Here is a 15758-nt window from a genome sequence, read left to right as displayed (position 1 = left end):
TGCAGGCTTTAGCCGCCCATTTCGCTGCTTCGCAGCGAGCGGGATGCGCCTGAAGGCTGGACACCAACGTTTGCTGGTTTGCAGGCTTTAGCCGCCCATTTCGCTGCTTCGCAGCGAGTGGGATGCGCCTGAAGGCTGGACACCAACGTAGCTGGTGTGCAGGCTTTAGCCGCCCATTTCGCTGCTTCGCAGCGAGTGGGATGCGCTTGAAGGCTGGACACCAACGTTGCTGGTGTGCAGGCTTTAGCCGCCCATTTCGCTGCTTCGCAGCGAGCGGGATGCGCCTGAAGGCTGGACACCAACGTTTGCTGGTGTGCAGGCTTTAGCCGCCCATTTCGCTGCTTCGCAGCGAGTGGGATGCGCCTGAAGGCTGGACACCAACGTTGCTCAATCCCATGTCGTTCGGACGGGGCGTCTTCATGACGGGATGATGGGTCGTCGTAGGACGTGCTGCTTTTAACCGGCGACCGGGTCTTCGCTGTGGACGGTGTAGACGAACTCGTCGTCTTTCATGTCGATGGCGATTTCGGTGATCGATGCGTTGGTGGCCAGGCTGGACAGCACTTGGGATGACAATTCGGGCAGCAGCGACTTGTTCAGAATGTGATCGACGTTTCGAGCCCCCGTGTCGACTTCCGTGCACCGCGCACGAATCCCGTCGACGACGTCATCGCTGTACGTGAACTTGGCACCATAGCTGTCCGCCACACGACGCTGCACCTTGCCGAGTTTCAGCCGAACGATTTTGCTCATCACGTCGTCGCTGAGCGGGTAAAACGGGATCACGCTCGTTCGGCCCAAGAACGCCGGCTTGAACGTCTTGAGCAGTTCGGGGAAGACGGCTTCCAGAAACCCATCGGGATCGGGCATCGTTTCGTCATCGGCGCACAGGCTCTTGATCAGATCCGTTCCCGCATTGGTGGTCATGATGATCACCGTGTTCTTGAAATCGATATCGCGGCCTTCGCCGTCTTTCATGTTGCCCTTGTCGAAGACTTGGTAAAAGATGTCCTGGACACCGGGGTGTGCCTTTTCGACTTCGTCCAGTAGCACGACCGAGTACGGTTTACGACGGACGGCTTCGGTCAACACGCCTCCTTCGCCATAGCCGACGTAGCCGGGAGGCGATCCCATCAACAGCGAGACTTTGTGCTCTTCCTTGAATTCTGACATGTTGATCGTGGTCATGTTCTGCTCGCCGCCGTAGAGCAGATTGGCCAGCGTGATCGCGGTTTCGGTCTTGCCGACGCCGCTGGTACCGGCCAACAAAAACACGCCGATCGGCATCCGTGGATCTCGCAATTGGGCGCGGCTGGTTCGAATGCTTTGCGCGATCCGATCGAGCGCGTGGGACTGGCCGACGATCGATTCCTCCATCAGCTCTTTCAGGTTCAGCACGGTGTTAATTTCGTTGCTGACCATTCGTCCGACCGGGATGCCGGTCCAGGCGGCAACGGTTTCGGCGATCGCACTGGAATCGACACAGGGGAACAGCAGAGGCGTTTCGCCTTGGACCTTTTTGAGTTGCTTTTCCAAACCGACCAATTCCTTTCGCCAGGCTTGCAGTTGCTCTTCGGTCGGCGGTGCGGCTTCCTCTGCAGATCCTTCAGCGTCCTTGTCCGCAGACTTCGCAGCATCTTTGGCTTCGGAACCCTTGGCGGCGTCTTGTTCTCCCGACTCTTTCTGCTCCGCTTTCCAGTGCTCGGGGGAGTCTTTGTCGAGCCGTTTACGAAGGTCGATGATTTTCGCCAGGATCTCTTTTTCCGTTTCCCATTGTTCGTTGAGTGTTTCGAGCCGTTGCTCGACCGCAACCTTTGCCTCCTCGGCGGCCGCGATGGCTTCGGAATGGTCCATGCCGGTTTGTTCTTCCCGGCGGAGGATGCGTAACGAAACGTCCAGTTGAGCGCGGCGACGGGTCGCATCTTCGATCGCCGGCGGTGTCGACGATTGGCTCAGCTGAATCCGCGCGCACGCGGTATCGAGCAAGCTGACCGATTTGTCGGGCAGTTGTCGGCCGGTGATGTAACGATTGGACAGCTTGACCGCTTCGACGACGGCATCGTTCATGATGCGGACGTGGTGGTGGTTTTCCAGTGTGTCGACCAAGCCCCGCATCATCTCGACGGCCGTCGGTTCATCGGGTTCGTCGACTTTGACCACTTGGAACCGTCTGGCCAGTGCGGCGTCCTTTTCGAAGTATTTCTTGTATTCCGCCCAGGTCGTTGCGGCGACGGTCCGCAGTTCGCCGCGGGCGAGGGCGGGTTTGAGCAAGTTGGCGGCGTCGCCTTGTCCGGCTTGGCCGCCCGCACCGATCATCGTGTGGGCTTCGTCGATGAACAAGATGATCGGCGTGGGTGATCCCTTGACTTCGTCGATCACCCCGCGGAGCCGATTCTCGAATTCGCCTTTCATGCCCGCACCGGCTTGCAGCAGCCCCAGGTCCAAGGTTCGTATGCGAACGTTTCGGATCGCTTCGGGGACATCGCCGGCAGCCACGCGGAGCGCGAAGCCTTCCACCACAGCGGTTTTCCCCACCCCAGCTTCACCGGTCAGGATCGGATTGTTTTGACGTCGGCGGGTCAGGATGTCGATGATCTGGCGAATTTCGGGATCGCGTCCGAGCACCGGGTCGATTTGTCCGGCTTCGGCGCGACTGGTCAAATCGATGGTGAATTGATCCAGTGACGGTGTTTTGGTCGGTCCGGTCGTCGGCTTGGTCGGGTCTCCGCCCGGCCGCGGCCCGCCACCGCCGACCGCCATCGGGATCTGCGACTCTTCGCTATCGGCGAGCAGCACTCCGAAATCTTGAATGATGGCGTCGCCGTTGATTTCGTCGAATTGATCGGAGGCGTCGCGGGCGAGCGGTCGCAACGTCGAGGACGTCAACAAGGCGACCAGCAAGTGACCGGAGCGGACTTTGGCGACGCCGTGATCGACCGATGCGAACAGCCAGGATTCGCGAACCAGGTCCACCACGTTGGGCGAGAGTGCGGGCGGTCGGCCGTTGCCGGTTTTGAACTTGTCGATCGCTTTGTTCAAATCGGACATCAAATGAGAGACGTCCACGCCCGACGCTTTACAGGCGATCGTCAGGTCGGACTGGTCGTTCTCCAACAACTTCAGCAACCAGTGCTCGATCTCGATGTTGTAATTGGTTCGGGACAGACACAGCCCCGCCGCCGCTTCCAGAGCGCCACGGCAAGTGTCGTTGAGTTTTCCGACGAGTTCTTTGAGATTGATTTGTGCCATGGTTCGGTCAAGCGTCGAAGGTCAGAGAAGAGGACATCTATGTTCTACCGTGTTGGCGCACCGTCGTGGTGAAAAACCGCGTCGTCGCTGTCGTGCGTGGGCGGTTTACTGCACAGCCAAGTGTTCCATCCCAAATGCGGTTTGACCTTGGTCGATTCGCCGGGGCCGGTGAAGGACGATTCCGAGGGCATTTCACAGACCGGAATTTCGTCGGCCAACAGGATGACTTGCAGGTCAAAATCAAATTCCAACCCGACGTAGCTGCGGATGAATTGGCAGATCCGCACCAAGGTTTCGCCGGTGGGCATCAAGCTTTCGAATTGTTGCCAGGTCACCGGCCCGATCTGGATTCGGAATTTGGAACTGGGGTCCCACGTCCGGTCTCCCATGATCGTATCGACGCCCATTCGGCAATGGCCATCGGCACGCCCCAAACGCGATCGTTCGGCGATCGGCAACACCAGCCATTGGCCGAACAGTGACAGCACTTTGGCCGGCAATTGCAAGTAATCCGACACCATCGCGCGGAGGGATTCGGCGGTCGGGCGATCGACGAATTGGCCGCCGTAATAAACACAGGCGTCATCGGCCGATTCCAAGCGATTGCGGACGTGCTTGGTCCCGCGGCCGACGATCGCGAGTAGGGCTTCGCGAACGAGATCGTTTTCGGGGCGTCGCTCGTTGACCGCGTTTTCGAAACCGGCCGGCAAGAAGTATTTTTCCCAGGCCCGGTAAAAAAACGACAGCTGGCGATGGGAAAAGATGTCCAAAAAGTCCCGCATCGCAACGTCTTTGTTGTGCACGCGGTCGATCACCAGTTGGGTGTAATGATTCGGCAACGCGCCGGCCGGACCGATCAGTCCCCAAAACGCAATCTCCAGTTCCCAAGGCTGGTTGTCCGAATCGTCGTCCTCGTCGCGTCGTCTCTGTCTCGGTTGCAGCGACACGATCTCGCTGGGCGAGAAACTCAGCGAGACTTCGGATCGAAAGCGGACGCCTTCTTCGGAAATGTTGCTGACCGTTCCCAGACGCCCGCGACGGGCCTTGGACCCCAACGACAGATCGCGATCCATCTCCGCCAGCGCACCGGAGAGCAGCAGCCGAACGGCTTGAAAGAAACTGAATTGATACGGCTCGTCGACGAGCCGCTTGCTTACAGAAACGTCTGTCTTCCGGATCGCGCCGGCCATCGGGCAACCTCTTGTTCTCGGAGGCTACTTCGCAACGAGGTTCGGGTAAAGGAATTGATGGAAGCGTACAGGGACAGGAATCGTTCCAGCACCATGCCGAGCAGATAGGCACCGCCACTGCTTAAACGTTCTTCGTCGATCAAGATGTCCAGGTCCAGACCGCGACACAGCGTTGATCCGCCGGACGGGTTTTGGCACCGCGCGACTCCGGGCCGGCACTTGACCGACCGAATCGAATCGATCCGTTGCTGAGAGTCTCCCTTGCCGATGAAATCGTACAGCCCCAGGATTTCTCGCAGCGCCGTGGCCCCTTCGTCGGCGTCGAACAGCGACACGTGACCGAGCGACAGATGGCTGATCATCCGCCAGTACGTGCCTTTTTCCAGCGGCGGTCGCAGTGTCACCCGCGGTTGGGTGACGCACTTGGGGGCTTCCAGCGGTCCGCCGTGAACCAGCTGCAGCTTGGGGCGGCCGCCGCCAAACTCCAATCGCTGGGGCAGATTTCGGCTCGTGCAAAGCGCCCGCACATCGAGCACGGTTCCGTCACTCTGGTCGGGCTGGAAATCTAAATCGACCAATGACAAATAGACCTCGGTCGCCAGATCCTTGGCCCCGCCGCTTTGCCCCGATCGACGCCGATGCAAATGATAAAACCCCCGCCGCAGCCGTTCCTCGCCGGCGTGCCGGACCGAATAAAACGGGTGATAAACCTTTTCGTCGCGTTCCGAATCGATTGCCGTCACGCTTGAAAGACTGTGAACTTCAAAGGCCCGGGGCTGGCGGGCATCGGGAATCACTCGGTATTCCGGCATCGTGTAGCTGACCCGGATCGGTTCACAACGCTGCTCGAAAAGATTGACCATCGGCGTGCAACCGATGCGAATCGTTTCCGGTTCGACAAATTGTTCCACCGCGCCGACATGGCGTTTCATCAAGACGTACAGGTGCAGCGACCCGCCGAATCCTTTGAGCGATTCCTGTGAAATCCCTTTGACGTCGAAGAACATGAATTTCTCGGGCGCTGCAAAGTATTCCGACAACAATCGGTATCCGCTGAACGTTCTCGGTTGCGAAGGAAAGATGCACTCGTCGGCCTCGAACCCGATCGGATGGATTGCACCGGCCGACAATCGAATCGGTTTCGGATCGGTGGGAGAACGCGCCAGCAAGACTTCGATCGAGTCGTTCTGAATCAATTCGTAAAAGTCCATCGCGGCATGCGAGATCCCGCGGATGAAAAACCGCAGCGAAGTCATCTCCATCGTTTCGAAGGTGATGGCTTCGCGAAAGCTTCGTAATTCCACATGCAAGACCGATTCGGCCTTGGGCAACAGCGGCGAAGGGGGACATTGAAAGGGCTGGCCCTTGTACCCTGCCGCGGCGACTTTGTAGGGAAACAGTTTGACCGGATAGACGGTTCGATATTGGCAGGCTCCGTCTTCGGTCGACTCGGTTTCCACGCCTTCGCCGGCCGCGATCTTGTAGCCGCCGACCAATTCCGCTTGCCGCGGATCGAGTGCGAACTCGACGACTGCCGTCGACGGGATCGGGGCGAGATAGTGCGGGTAGAGCACGCCCAACATCGCGTGCGTGATTTCGGGAAAATCATCGTCCAGCTTCAGTCGGGTGCGGGCCGAAAGCAGTGCGAACGACTCGATGATCCGCGACACGTGCGGATCTTCGCTCAAATCATCGCCCAACCGCAGCCGCGCGGCGATCTTGGGATGCTCCTGCGCGAACTCCGAACCGAAGCGGCGGAGGTATTGAAGTTCCTGGTTGTAGTAGGGCAGCAATCGATCCGTCATCGGCGAACTCCACGCACTAAAAAGTCTCCGCTGGTCGCGTCCAACTTGCTGTCGTAAATCACCGGCTCGGGCGCAGGGTCGACCTTCAACATTCCGTCGATACGAAAGCGGAGTGCCCGATCGGTCGGATCGCTGGTGTCGGCCAGTCGGACGTGCACGTTGATCAATCGCGGCTCAAAGGCTTCGATCGAACGCAGCATCATCCGACGCAGCATTTCCTGTTGTTCGCGAGAGCCCGTGTTGATGCCCACGCAATCGGGAATGCCGTAGGCGAACAACGAGCGGTCCAGCTCTTTCAGATCGTCCGGCCAACTGGTGGCGCGACAGCGGGTGTTGAGTAGTGCTTGCAGGTCGCGTCCCACGCTTTCTTTCATCTGCTGTAGCACCTGGGTCCGGTTCAGCGGCGCTTCGGTCCGATTGTGAGGGTCCAAGTCGATCAGCCGATCGAGCACGCTGGGAATCAGGGGGCGGTCGTTGGGAACGCGAGACATTTACTCACCACGCCGAATCGTTTGCAGTTCCATGATCGGCAAATCTTGGTCGCCCGCGAGCAGCATTTTTTGGCCGCGGCCGCGAATGATTCCCTGGCCCGAATCGACCCAATCGGTGCCGCGGCCGAGTTGCAGATTGGCGTCGGTCGGGCCGTCTTCTGCCGGCTCCAAGTAGATTGCCGGCAGGTACACTTCGCCGTCGGGGCCGGATTCGATCGACAGAGACGCTTGCCGCCAGAGCAGGTCAAAGGGACGCTTGGGCGGATGGATTTCCATCTCCAGGATCTGGTTCCAGTCGACCCAAAAATACTTTCCGGTCGTCGTGTGCACTTCCAAGACCGGCGACAACAGGTCGTCCAAGTCGCGGATCTCGTCGACTTCGTTGCCGTCGACTTCAATCGGCTGATTCAGGTTGGCGGTTTCGGCCATCGGCTCCAGGGCCGCCGCGGCGGCGGCGACGTCGCCGGAACGATACAGGGTCAACGCTTGAAGGTGTGCTTTGAGTTTGTCCGACGGTTCGCCCAAAAATTCCGGCACCCGGCCTTTGAAAAAACATTCTCGCCGGGCCAGTTCCGCTCGCACCAATTGTCGCAACAGCGCCGCACCGATGGCCGCTTGCGGGTCTTGGTTGGTGACGGTGTCGAGTTGTTTGTCGGCACGCTCAAAGTTGCCGGCGATGCAGGAGAGTTCGGCGAGTTGAAACCGCAATCCGACGTCGGCCGGTTTGGCTTTGACCGCCGCCAGAGACGCGTCCACCGCTTCGTCCAGCCGTCCCGCTTCGTACAGCTCCATCGGAGTGTTTGTCATCGTTGAATGCCTCGGTTAGACGGTTGAACGCGCGTTGGAGTGAATGAAAGGGATTGATGGGTATCCGCCGGATCCTACGAGCGTCCGATCCGGGTCTGCAGGCGAACGCTTCCGACCATTTCGTCGAGTTCGTAATGCGGCGCCAACCGCATGATACAGTAAAACGATCCCGGCTTACCGGGGTCGGGTTGAACGGTGATGCTGGCTTCGCGAAGTGGTTTGCGGCTTTTCACGTCGGCGCTGGCTTCCCGGTCGGCGGTGACGTATTCGATGATCCAGTCGTGCAGCAAGCGTTGCAATTCTTCGGCCGTGGTAAACGAGCCCATTTTGGTTCTGCCGATCACTTTGATGTAGTGGGCGAACCGGGAAACCGTCAACATGTAAGGCAGCATCGCACTGATTTTTGCGTTGGTGTTGGCGTCGGCGGTGTCGTACTTCTTGGGACGTTGTAGCGATTGGCCGCTGGCGAACACCGCCATCGGCGTGTCTTTGCAATCGCAGATCGGCAGCAGGCCCAAATCGCTGAGTTGTCGTTCCAGGGAATCGGTGACCGCGATTTCGGTCATCGGTCGCGGGACCACACCGGGCGCGTCGGTGGGAAAACTCAGCGCGGGCAGATCGGAGACCAGTCCGCCGCCTTCGACGTCTTGGCGGAGTCCGCGGATGTCGGCCAGCCAACCGCTGGTCGCAAACGAACGCATCAACACCGCCGCGTAGGCATAGCCGGGGTTGCCCCACAAATAACTTTTTCCGTCGGGGCTGAAGACGTCTTCGCGGAAAACAAATCGATCGATCCGGCTACCGTCGTCTTCGTAGGGCCCACGCATCAGGATTCGCGGCAGCACGACGCCGACGAATCGGGCGTCTTCATCGTCACGCAGGGCGTTCCATTTCAGATAATCCGTTCGCGACAGACGGGCCTCATGGTCGCGTGTCACCTGCAGCTCCGAAAAGCTCTCCAGGTCCAGTAGCTCTGGGCTGGCCGCTAACAGCACCGGGCAAAACGAGCTGGCCGCCACACCCGACAACGCTCTCAGGATCGAGAGGTCATCGGTCGGGTGTTCTGCCGACACGCGGGGATGGATGTCGTAGTCTCCGATCAGCACGCCGAACGGTTCCCCGCCGGGCATCCCCAGTTCTTCCTCGTAGACCTTTTTGAACAGGGCGCTCTGATCGAATTCGACGTTGCGTTCAAAGTCTTTTTCGAGTTCTTTCCAGCGTGCCGACAACACGCGGACCTTGATCATCGGATCGCTTTCGATGTCCGCTCGGCGGACCAGAAACGCGAGCCCGCGCCAGGAGGATTCCAAACGCTGGAACTTGGGGTGATGCAAAATCGCGTTGATCTGGTCGTTGAGCAACCGATCGATCTCGGCGATGTCGGCGGCCAGGCGGGCGAGCACCGATTCCTTGTCTCGCAGCCGCCGATCTTGGCTCCAGCTTTTGCCGAACCAGCATTCCAGCGACTCTTCGACACCGTCAGCGGCAAGAAACTTCGCCAGAGGCGTCGAAGCGGATGGCGAAGTCGGCGCCGCGCGGTCGTCGTGACTGTCCACTGCGACAGCCGACAGGACTCGCTGAAGCAGAGACTCCGCGAGTACTTCGGTGTGAAACGATCCATCGGAGTGGAACTCGGCAGGCGACATCGTGGCTTGCTCTTGGCAATGGTTGGCGTGCAGCCTTCAGGCATTCCAGGGTGCAGAGGCAACGCTGTGAAGCATTTCTTAGCGGTAGGGCGCGAGCCCTCCGGTGTTTCGGGAACGATGAGGAACCGGAGGGCTTGCGTCCTGCCGCTAACTTCTCGTAAATCGCGGGGAATAAATGCTTCACAGCGTTGGTGCAGAGGGATCGGCTAAAGCCTAGACACCAACGGCTTTTGCCCGCGCCATCGGCGACGGGCACTTCGATAACTCTGGTTCCGGATCAGCCGAGCTTGGGAATGCTGGCGACCATTCGCATGCTGGTCGTCAACTCTTCCATTTGCAGCCAGGGTCTCATCCACGCCACGGCGTTGTAGGAGCCCGGTTTGCCGGGGATCTCCTTGACCTCGACGCGTGCTTCGGCCAGCGGATAACGGGCCCTCACGTCCGACGGCGGATTGGGGTCGCTGGTCACGTAGTTGTGGATCCAGCGATCCAGCCATGCTTCGCAATCGCTCGCTTCCATGAAGGAGCCGATCTTGTCGCGTCCGAGGACCTTCAAGTAGTGCGAGAAGCGGCTGGTGGCCATAATGTACGGCAACCGGGCGCTGATCGCCGCGTTGGCGGTCGCTTCGGGGCGATCGTAGAGCTTGGGTTTCTGGGTCGTTTGGGCGCCAAAGAAGACCGAGTAGTCGGTGTTCTTGAAGTGGCATAGGGGCAGGAACCCGAGATCGCTGAGTTCTTTTTCACGGCGATCGGTGATGGCGATTTCGGTCGGACATTTCAAGTCCATGTCGCCGTCATCGGCCTTGAAGATATACGAGGGCAGACCTTCGACCTTGCCGCCGTTTTCGACACCGCGAATCGTGGTGCAGAAACCGGTCTTGGCGAACGCGTCGGTCAATTTCGTGCCCATCACGTAGGCCGTGTTCATCCAACAGAATTCGTCGTGCGCGACGTGGATGGATTCGCCCTTTTTCCCCACCGGGACTTCTTCGTAGGCGAATTCGTCGATGGTCTTGGTGTTGGCACCGTAGGGCAATCGGGCCAGGGTTCGCGGCATCGTCAACACACAGAACCGGCTGTCTTCGCTCTCGCGGAAGCTTTTCCACTTGGTGTATTCGGCCGAATCAAAGATGCGGGCCAAGTCACGCGGTTTGGAAAGTTCGGTCCACTCGTCGAACCCGAACAGTTGCGGCGCGGTGGCGGAGATGAAGGGGCAGAACGCCGAGGCGGCGACACCGCTGACGCTGGTCAGCAGATCGACGTCTTCGGGATGGTTGGTGAACTCGTAATCGCCGATCAGCGCGCCGTAGGGGGCGCCACCGGGAGTGCCGAATTCGTCTTCGTAGAGTTTTTTGAACAACTGGCTCTGGTCGAACTCGACGGCTCGGTCCATGTCCTTGAACAACTCGCGTTTGCCACAGTTGAGCACGCGGATTTTCAAGGAGTCACCGGTCTCGCTGTTCTGGACCAGGTGATGCAGTCCGCGCCACGAGCCTTCCAGTTTTTGGAATTTCTCGTGATGCATGATCGCGGCGAGCTGGGTGCTCATTTTGGCATCGATGCCGGCGATGGCGGCATTGATCGATCGCATGACATCCTTGTCAAACGTGACGGTCCCCTTCAGGGCTTCTTCGGTCAGCGTTTTGATCAGCTCTTCGGCACGAGAGCGTTCGGTCTTTTTGGTCGCCGCGATCGCGGTTTCCAGTAGACTGACACTTTCTTCGGTCTCGGTCGTTGACTGCTGTTCAGCTTGGCCTTCGGTCTCACCGGTACTCATGGCAAGTTGACTCCTCACATCGGGGGATTGATTCAGAATAGTTTGAAGGACGAACGGGGGCGGGGGTTATTCCGCTGCCGGTTCGTCGTTGTCCATGCCAAGCTCTCCGGAAAGCTGCTTGAGCTGGTCGCTGTTTTTGAGCACTTGTTCCAGCACGTTTTCCAGATCGTCGCTCCGATCGATTTTGGTGGCCAGATCACGCAGCTTGTTTCGCGTGGCCATCAACTTCTTCAGCGGATCGACCTTGTCGACGATGTTCGCCGGTTCGAAGTCGTCCATCGATTTGAAGTCCAAGTTGACCGACATTTCGCTGCCGTCACCGGCCAGCGTGTTTTCGACACGCATGTTCAATCCCGGTGTCATGCGTTGCAACACATCGTTGAAGTTGTCGCGGTCGATTTGGATAAACTTTCGATCCTTCAACGGTTTCAACTTGCTCGTCGGGTCCCCCGAGAAATCGCCCATCACGCCGACCACAAAAGGCAGCTCTTTGACGACCTGTGCCCCTTCGGTTTCCACCTCATAGGTGATGTGAACGCGAGGCTTTCGGACACGGTTCAACTTTTGTTGTTGGCTTTCGGCCATCTCATTATCTCCAGACGCGCGATTTGCGAGCTCGAACACGAGCCCCTCTACCATTCGGTTTTAAGTCACCGGCCCCCCCCAAGCAAGCTTTGCGGGGCGGCCGAGCGACAAGAAACTAGTGAAAATGTGTCTCAATCATCCTCGTACTCATCCTCCTTGACCGGAATCCCGGTGCGTTCGGACAAGTTCTTCAGCACACTTGAGTCTTGTATTAATTTTTGCAGCAAGGTCGGCAGGTCCATGCGTCCGAATTCGACGGTCTGTTGCAACATGTAACTGACCGGCGAATGCGGCTCGGTCTTGCGAAAGAATTCGCTGGCCTTCATCAACATCCGAAACGCGTCTTCGCGATTGTTGACCTGGGCCTGTGCCAGATCGACCTTGGGCCCCGCATTGGGCGTCAATCCTGTCGCCGTGGTCTCCCCGTCGCCTTCGGGTTCTGCGTCACCGTTGCTGGACAACAGGTTGCGTGTCAGGTTTGAGAACGCCTGCTGAATCGTTTCCAATGTCCGTCGGATCTGACTGCTCGGCGGCGTGTGGTCCTCTTCGCCCTCGACGCGGCACTTGGATTCCAGCACCGCGGTCATTTCTTTGTAAGCCTCGATCGCCTCGGCAAGGTCTTCCTCTTGTTGCCGCAATTGATCCAAATCGATCTGGCGGACCGCATTGTCGAAGTCATTCTCGGTGACTTCGCCGCCACCGCCCCCGACGGTCGCCTCGCGGTAGGCCGCGTAAGTCAGCGCGCCGTACTCGGGCAGCAACGGAATTTCCTCCAGCGGGGCGATCAATGTCCCCGGTCCTTCCACACCGTTCAAACTGGCCAGCTGCGAAACGGTGTCCAGATACCCGTCCTCGTCGTCGTGTGGCGGATAAATCCCGTCCCAATACGTCTCGCAAATCTTGCTGATCAATCGAAAGGCGTCGCGTGCGCCGGCGTAACCGTTGCGTCGCGTGTTGGCTTCGACCAACCAGGACGCCACCCACAGGTCTTTGGAATGATGCGCGATGATGTCGACGCATTGGTCCAGCACGGATCGCCAGTCCGGCGAGCTGGGCACTTCGACGCCCTGTCCCTGATCGCTCAACGCCGCCAGTTCGTCCTCGTCGTACATTGCGAATTCGCGAATCTTGCGTTCCGCATTGACCGCCTCGGCGCGTGCGTCCTTGGCGCGCTGGAACCGCTCGAAATCGCTGCGACGCAGATACTGCCCGCTCGGGGATTCGTCCGAAATCGGGGCCAGCAGTTGATCAAAATCAAGTGTCGTTTCAGATGCCATGATGAACTCTCGGTGCCCAGCGTAGTGGACGTCTCACGGGAATACGTTTAATCGTTGCCGCTGCGACGCAGGCTCTGGGCCATCTGGTCCAGACTCTTCGCATGTATTCGACTCGCCCAACTCTTGCTGATCCCAATGCGATCGGCCGCTTCGGTCAGCGAAAAACCTTCGAAATAGATGGCGATGATCAATCGTTTGGCATCATTGGGCAGGTCGTTGACCAATTTGCGTAGCGTTGTTTGCATTTCGCGGTTTGCAACGACCTTGCTGGGGATCTCGTGCTGATCGGCCGCTTGTGCCAAGACACTCGTTTCCGAATCGTCGTCACCGCTGGCCAGGTAGACGATCGCCAGCCGCTCGGCCATCTTACCCAACCAATCCGCATCCTCGTTGGAACTGGTGCCATCGCTAGCGGATTCCGACTTTGAGGATTCCGCGTGCAGGACATCCTCAGCCATGTCGCGAAACCGCATCCGCCGCAACCGCGCGCGACTGGTCCAGTTCATCTTCGAGACCCCGTCGTAGATCGCCCCGCGGACTCGGTAATAGGCGAACGTCGTGAAGCGGGCGCCGCATTCGGGGTCGTATTTCTGTGCCGCTTCGGCCAGCCCCAGTTGGCCGTAGGCGATCAGGTCGTCCAGATCCATCGGGATCGGCAGCGAACGGTGCACCCGCATCGCCAGCGAACGCACCAATCCCTGCGCTTCGTTGATCAGGTCGGCGGGTGATTCGCCGTCACCGGAGGACGCGTCGCTCGGATGGGCACTCACGGTTCCGCTCCTAAAGAATTCCAAAATCGCTCGATCCGGCCGCGGCTGTAGTCATTGGTCCACAACGCCCGGCCGACTTCATCATACAGGTCGGCGGGCAGCTGCCGTGACCGCGGCCCCAGCCGATGTCGCAGAACCGCGGTGGCGATCGACACAAACAACGCCTCGTCACACGGGGCGTTCTCATGCCGAACCTTCTCAGCGCGAAGCACATCCAGCAACTGATCCGAATTCTCTTGATGCCGAATCAGCGTCTCCCCCAACACCTCTTGCAGCAAACGTTGGCTTTGGCTGGTAGCGGTGGCGTCGGTCGATCGCTCGCCATCCGGGGCGACACCCGATGCGTCGTCGGCCTCGCGATATTGCGTGTAAGTCTGGCGCGACGGGGAGGGCTGGGCAGGCATCGGACCACATTCACTCCGCGTTAAAGTACCAAATCAACAGCCCCACGATCGTCGCCACGAGGACGCCGTTGATCACCATCAGGATGCGAACCCCGGTCTGCATCCGATCTTCCTCGGCGAGCGCTTCGCTGCCCCATTCCAATTCCTCTTCTTCGTTGGTCGCCTTTTTGAACACGCTGGCCAGAAACGCTTGGCGGTCCGGCATCGCGCCGGTGGCGACGAAGTAACAACCGCTGAACAGCAGCGGTTCGCCGTCACTGAGATGCGGGCCGGCGGAGTTGATGGCGTAGGCCGATTTGATCAAGTGCGCCAAACGGGGTTGAAACGTCGACCGGATCCGGCACAGCAGCGAATACAGATGACGGTTGCCGGGTTTGCTCAGCCCGTCGCCTTCGCGAAATAGCAAGTACGACCAATCCTCAAATGCCCCGCAGGCATGTTTGACGACGGCATCCAGCTGCGGCGCCGTCGGCAGGTTCCACAATCCGTATCCCTTGCCGAATCGTTGCACCGACGACCGTTCGGCGCCGACGCGTCGGACCAGTTCGCGGAACCCGGTTTCCATTTCCATCGAATCGACGACGTGGGTGACACTGCAGCGAATCCGCAACGACCCGCGCAGGCACGCCAAATCGGCTTTCAATGCGATCAAGATCTGGTTGACGATGTCTTGTGATCCGTCGGCCAGGAACCGGAACGGTGTCGAGACGATGACGCCATTGATCGGGCACAGTGGATCGCGCAAGCGGCGAAACAGCCGACACAGGTAAGCGAGCCGCGCCGTCGCCAGACTGGCGTCGCTGGGCGTCAGGATCGCGCTGGCGATTCCACCGCCTTGCGGTTGCATCGGGTTTTTCACGCCGCCGGACAGGTCACCGACCATCATCGTGCCCCGCATGTCGGCGCCCTGGTTTTGGGGCGGCACGGGAATGTTCAGCCCGGCGATCGTGTTTCGAACATCGGCCGAATAGGCCGAGGCGTTGCCGCCGGCGGGCGGCATCGGCGGACGCAGCGCGGCGGGATTCTGTCCCATCGTGCTGACGTCCATCGTCCGATCGGCCTGGAACGGCTGAGGGGCGCCGGGCATTTGTCCGGGAACGATCGTCGAGTCACGCGGCGAACCGAGCAATTTGCTCAGCTGACAACACTCGGTGCACACCACATAGATCGCCTGCTGGTTGGCGAACACATGGATCGGAGCCGGTCCCAGCGGCGCCCGCACGGGGAACTGTGTGTTGGAAGTCGCCATGAAGGAGTTGACCGATTCGACCGTCCCCGGTCCGGCGATCAAGAAGATCGGCGTCTCGGACGGATCAATCGATTGTTCCTCCATCGCGGTCAACGCCGTCTCCCAGGCGCGGTCGATATCGGGAAACGCCGACGGTTCGCCTTCGAGCCACAGCTTGAGTGCGAACCAAACGACGATCGGAATCGCGATGACCAGCAAAAAGATCGCCGGCAACTCACGCCAGTAGAAGCTCGCCTTCTGCTCGGTCTGGTCGGTATAAAAACGAATAATGGCCCAGATGATCGCGACCAGCAGCAAGCCGAAGAACAGCAGCCAGGCGGCCCGCGCCTGCAACGACAGGCCGAGAATCCGCTTGGGCGAACTGATCACGCTGCTGGGGATCTGCGCCAACATGCGAAACGGGTACAAGACCGCGTCGACGAAGCTTCGTATCGCGCTGCCCATCGTTATCGACTCCGATCTTCAATCATCAAAACGAGTAAACCTCAAAAACATTTGTCGGTCACGC

The 15758-nt window shown here is 59.3% G+C and carries 12 protein-coding genes; all 12 read right to left on the bottom strand.

The genetic code is table 11. The annotated features are described in order from the left end of the window. Window positions 1-456: 456 nt before the first annotated feature. Window positions 457-3249: a type VI secretion system ATPase TssH gene (tssH, locus tag TBK1r_RS24625; RefSeq protein ID WP_145216895.1), complete on the bottom strand. Its 2793-nt coding sequence runs from the start codon at window positions 3247-3249 to the stop codon at window positions 457-459. A 44-nt stretch (window positions 3250-3293) separates the two neighbouring features. Further along, window positions 3294-4439 (bottom strand): type VI secretion system baseplate subunit TssG, encoded by a 1146-nt coding sequence (gene tssG / locus TBK1r_RS24620; RefSeq protein ID WP_145216892.1) that lies wholly within the window; start codon window positions 4437-4439, stop codon window positions 3294-3296. Beyond that, complete coding sequence (gene tssF / locus TBK1r_RS24615) at window positions 4403-6244, bottom strand: type VI secretion system baseplate subunit TssF (protein ID WP_145216889.1); 1842 nt, start codon at window positions 6242-6244, stop codon at window positions 4403-4405. Before tssF ends, tssG begins: the two co-directional genes overlap by 37 nt. Further along, entirely contained in the window at window positions 6241-6735 is a 495-nt protein-coding gene (gene tssE / locus TBK1r_RS24610; protein WP_145216886.1) for a type VI secretion system baseplate subunit TssE, read from the bottom strand. Before tssE ends, tssF begins: the two co-directional genes overlap by 4 nt. Beyond that, complete coding sequence (locus TBK1r_RS24605) at window positions 6736-7542, bottom strand: type VI secretion system accessory protein TagJ (protein ID WP_145216882.1); 807 nt, start codon at window positions 7540-7542, stop codon at window positions 6736-6738. It abuts the gene before it with no gap. Between the two features lie 74 nt (window positions 7543-7616). Then, window positions 7617-9188 (bottom strand): type VI secretion system contractile sheath large subunit, encoded by a 1572-nt coding sequence (tssC, locus tag TBK1r_RS24600; protein ID WP_145216879.1) that lies wholly within the window; start codon window positions 9186-9188, stop codon window positions 7617-7619. Between the two features lie 277 nt (window positions 9189-9465). Continuing rightward, window positions 9466-10965 (bottom strand): type VI secretion system contractile sheath large subunit, encoded by a 1500-nt coding sequence (gene tssC / locus TBK1r_RS24595; RefSeq protein WP_145216876.1) that lies wholly within the window; start codon window positions 10963-10965, stop codon window positions 9466-9468. Between the two features lie 66 nt (window positions 10966-11031). Then, a complete protein-coding gene (gene tssB / locus TBK1r_RS24590; protein WP_145216873.1) occupies window positions 11032-11550 on the bottom strand; it encodes a type VI secretion system contractile sheath small subunit in 519 nt (172 codons plus the stop codon). 131 nt (window positions 11551-11681) lie between these two features. Then, window positions 11682-12827, bottom strand: coding sequence for a type VI secretion system protein TssA (tssA, locus tag TBK1r_RS24585; RefSeq protein ID WP_145216870.1), 1146 nt, complete (start codon window positions 12825-12827; stop codon window positions 11682-11684). 47 nt (window positions 12828-12874) lie between these two features. Next, on the bottom strand, window positions 12875-13597 hold the full coding sequence (locus TBK1r_RS24580; RefSeq protein WP_145216867.1) for a sigma-70 family RNA polymerase sigma factor: 723 nt from the start codon (window positions 13595-13597) through the stop codon (window positions 12875-12877). Continuing rightward, the gene (locus TBK1r_RS24575; protein WP_145216864.1) at window positions 13594-14001 is read right to left on the bottom strand and encodes a hypothetical protein; all 408 of its coding nucleotides are present in this window, start codon (window positions 13999-14001) and stop codon (window positions 13594-13596) included. Before TBK1r_RS24575 ends, TBK1r_RS24580 begins: the two co-directional genes overlap by 4 nt. A gap of 10 nt (window positions 14002-14011) precedes the next feature. Continuing rightward, on the bottom strand, window positions 14012-15694 hold the full coding sequence (locus tag TBK1r_RS24570) for a type VI secretion protein IcmF/TssM N-terminal domain-containing protein (RefSeq protein ID WP_145216861.1): 1683 nt from the start codon (window positions 15692-15694) through the stop codon (window positions 14012-14014). Window positions 15695-15758 lie beyond the last annotated feature (64 nt).

Source organism: Stieleria magnilauensis (assembly GCA_007753675.1).
Taxonomy (GTDB): domain Bacteria; phylum Planctomycetota; class Planctomycetia; order Pirellulales; family Pirellulaceae; genus Stieleria; species Stieleria magnilauensis.
The sequence above is the reverse complement of the archived record's forward strand: the minus strand, read 5'-3'. Positions and strand labels throughout refer to the sequence as shown.

Bases quoted from the DNA above. Each gene is read 5' to 3' on its own strand.
- tssH (WP_145216895.1), bottom strand. From the start codon at position 3,249: ATGGCACAAATCAATCTCAAAGAACTCGTCGGAAAACTCAACGACACT.
- tssG (WP_145216892.1), bottom strand. From the start codon at position 4,439: ATGGCCGGCGCGATCCGGAAGACAGACGTTTCTGTAAGCAAGCGGCTC.
- tssF (WP_145216889.1), bottom strand. From the start codon at position 6,244: ATGACGGATCGATTGCTGCCCTACTACAACCAGGAACTTCAATACCTC.
- tssE (WP_145216886.1), bottom strand. From the start codon at position 6,735: ATGTCTCGCGTTCCCAACGACCGCCCCCTGATTCCCAGCGTGCTCGAT.
- TBK1r_RS24605 (WP_145216882.1), bottom strand. From the start codon at position 7,542: ATGACAAACACTCCGATGGAGCTGTACGAAGCGGGACGGCTGGACGAA.
- tssC (WP_145216879.1), bottom strand. From the start codon at position 9,188: ATGTCGCCTGCCGAGTTCCACTCCGATGGATCGTTTCACACCGAAGTA.
- tssC (WP_145216876.1), bottom strand. From the start codon at position 10,965: ATGAGTACCGGTGAGACCGAAGGCCAAGCTGAACAGCAGTCAACGACC.
- tssB (WP_145216873.1), bottom strand. From the start codon at position 11,550: ATGGCCGAAAGCCAACAACAAAAGTTGAACCGTGTCCGAAAGCCTCGC.
- tssA (WP_145216870.1), bottom strand. From the start codon at position 12,827: ATGGCATCTGAAACGACACTTGATTTTGATCAACTGCTGGCCCCGATT.
- TBK1r_RS24575 (WP_145216864.1), bottom strand. From the start codon at position 14,001: ATGCCTGCCCAGCCCTCCCCGTCGCGCCAGACTTACACGCAATATCGC.
- TBK1r_RS24570 (WP_145216861.1), bottom strand. From the start codon at position 15,694: ATGGGCAGCGCGATACGAAGCTTCGTCGACGCGGTCTTGTACCCGTTT.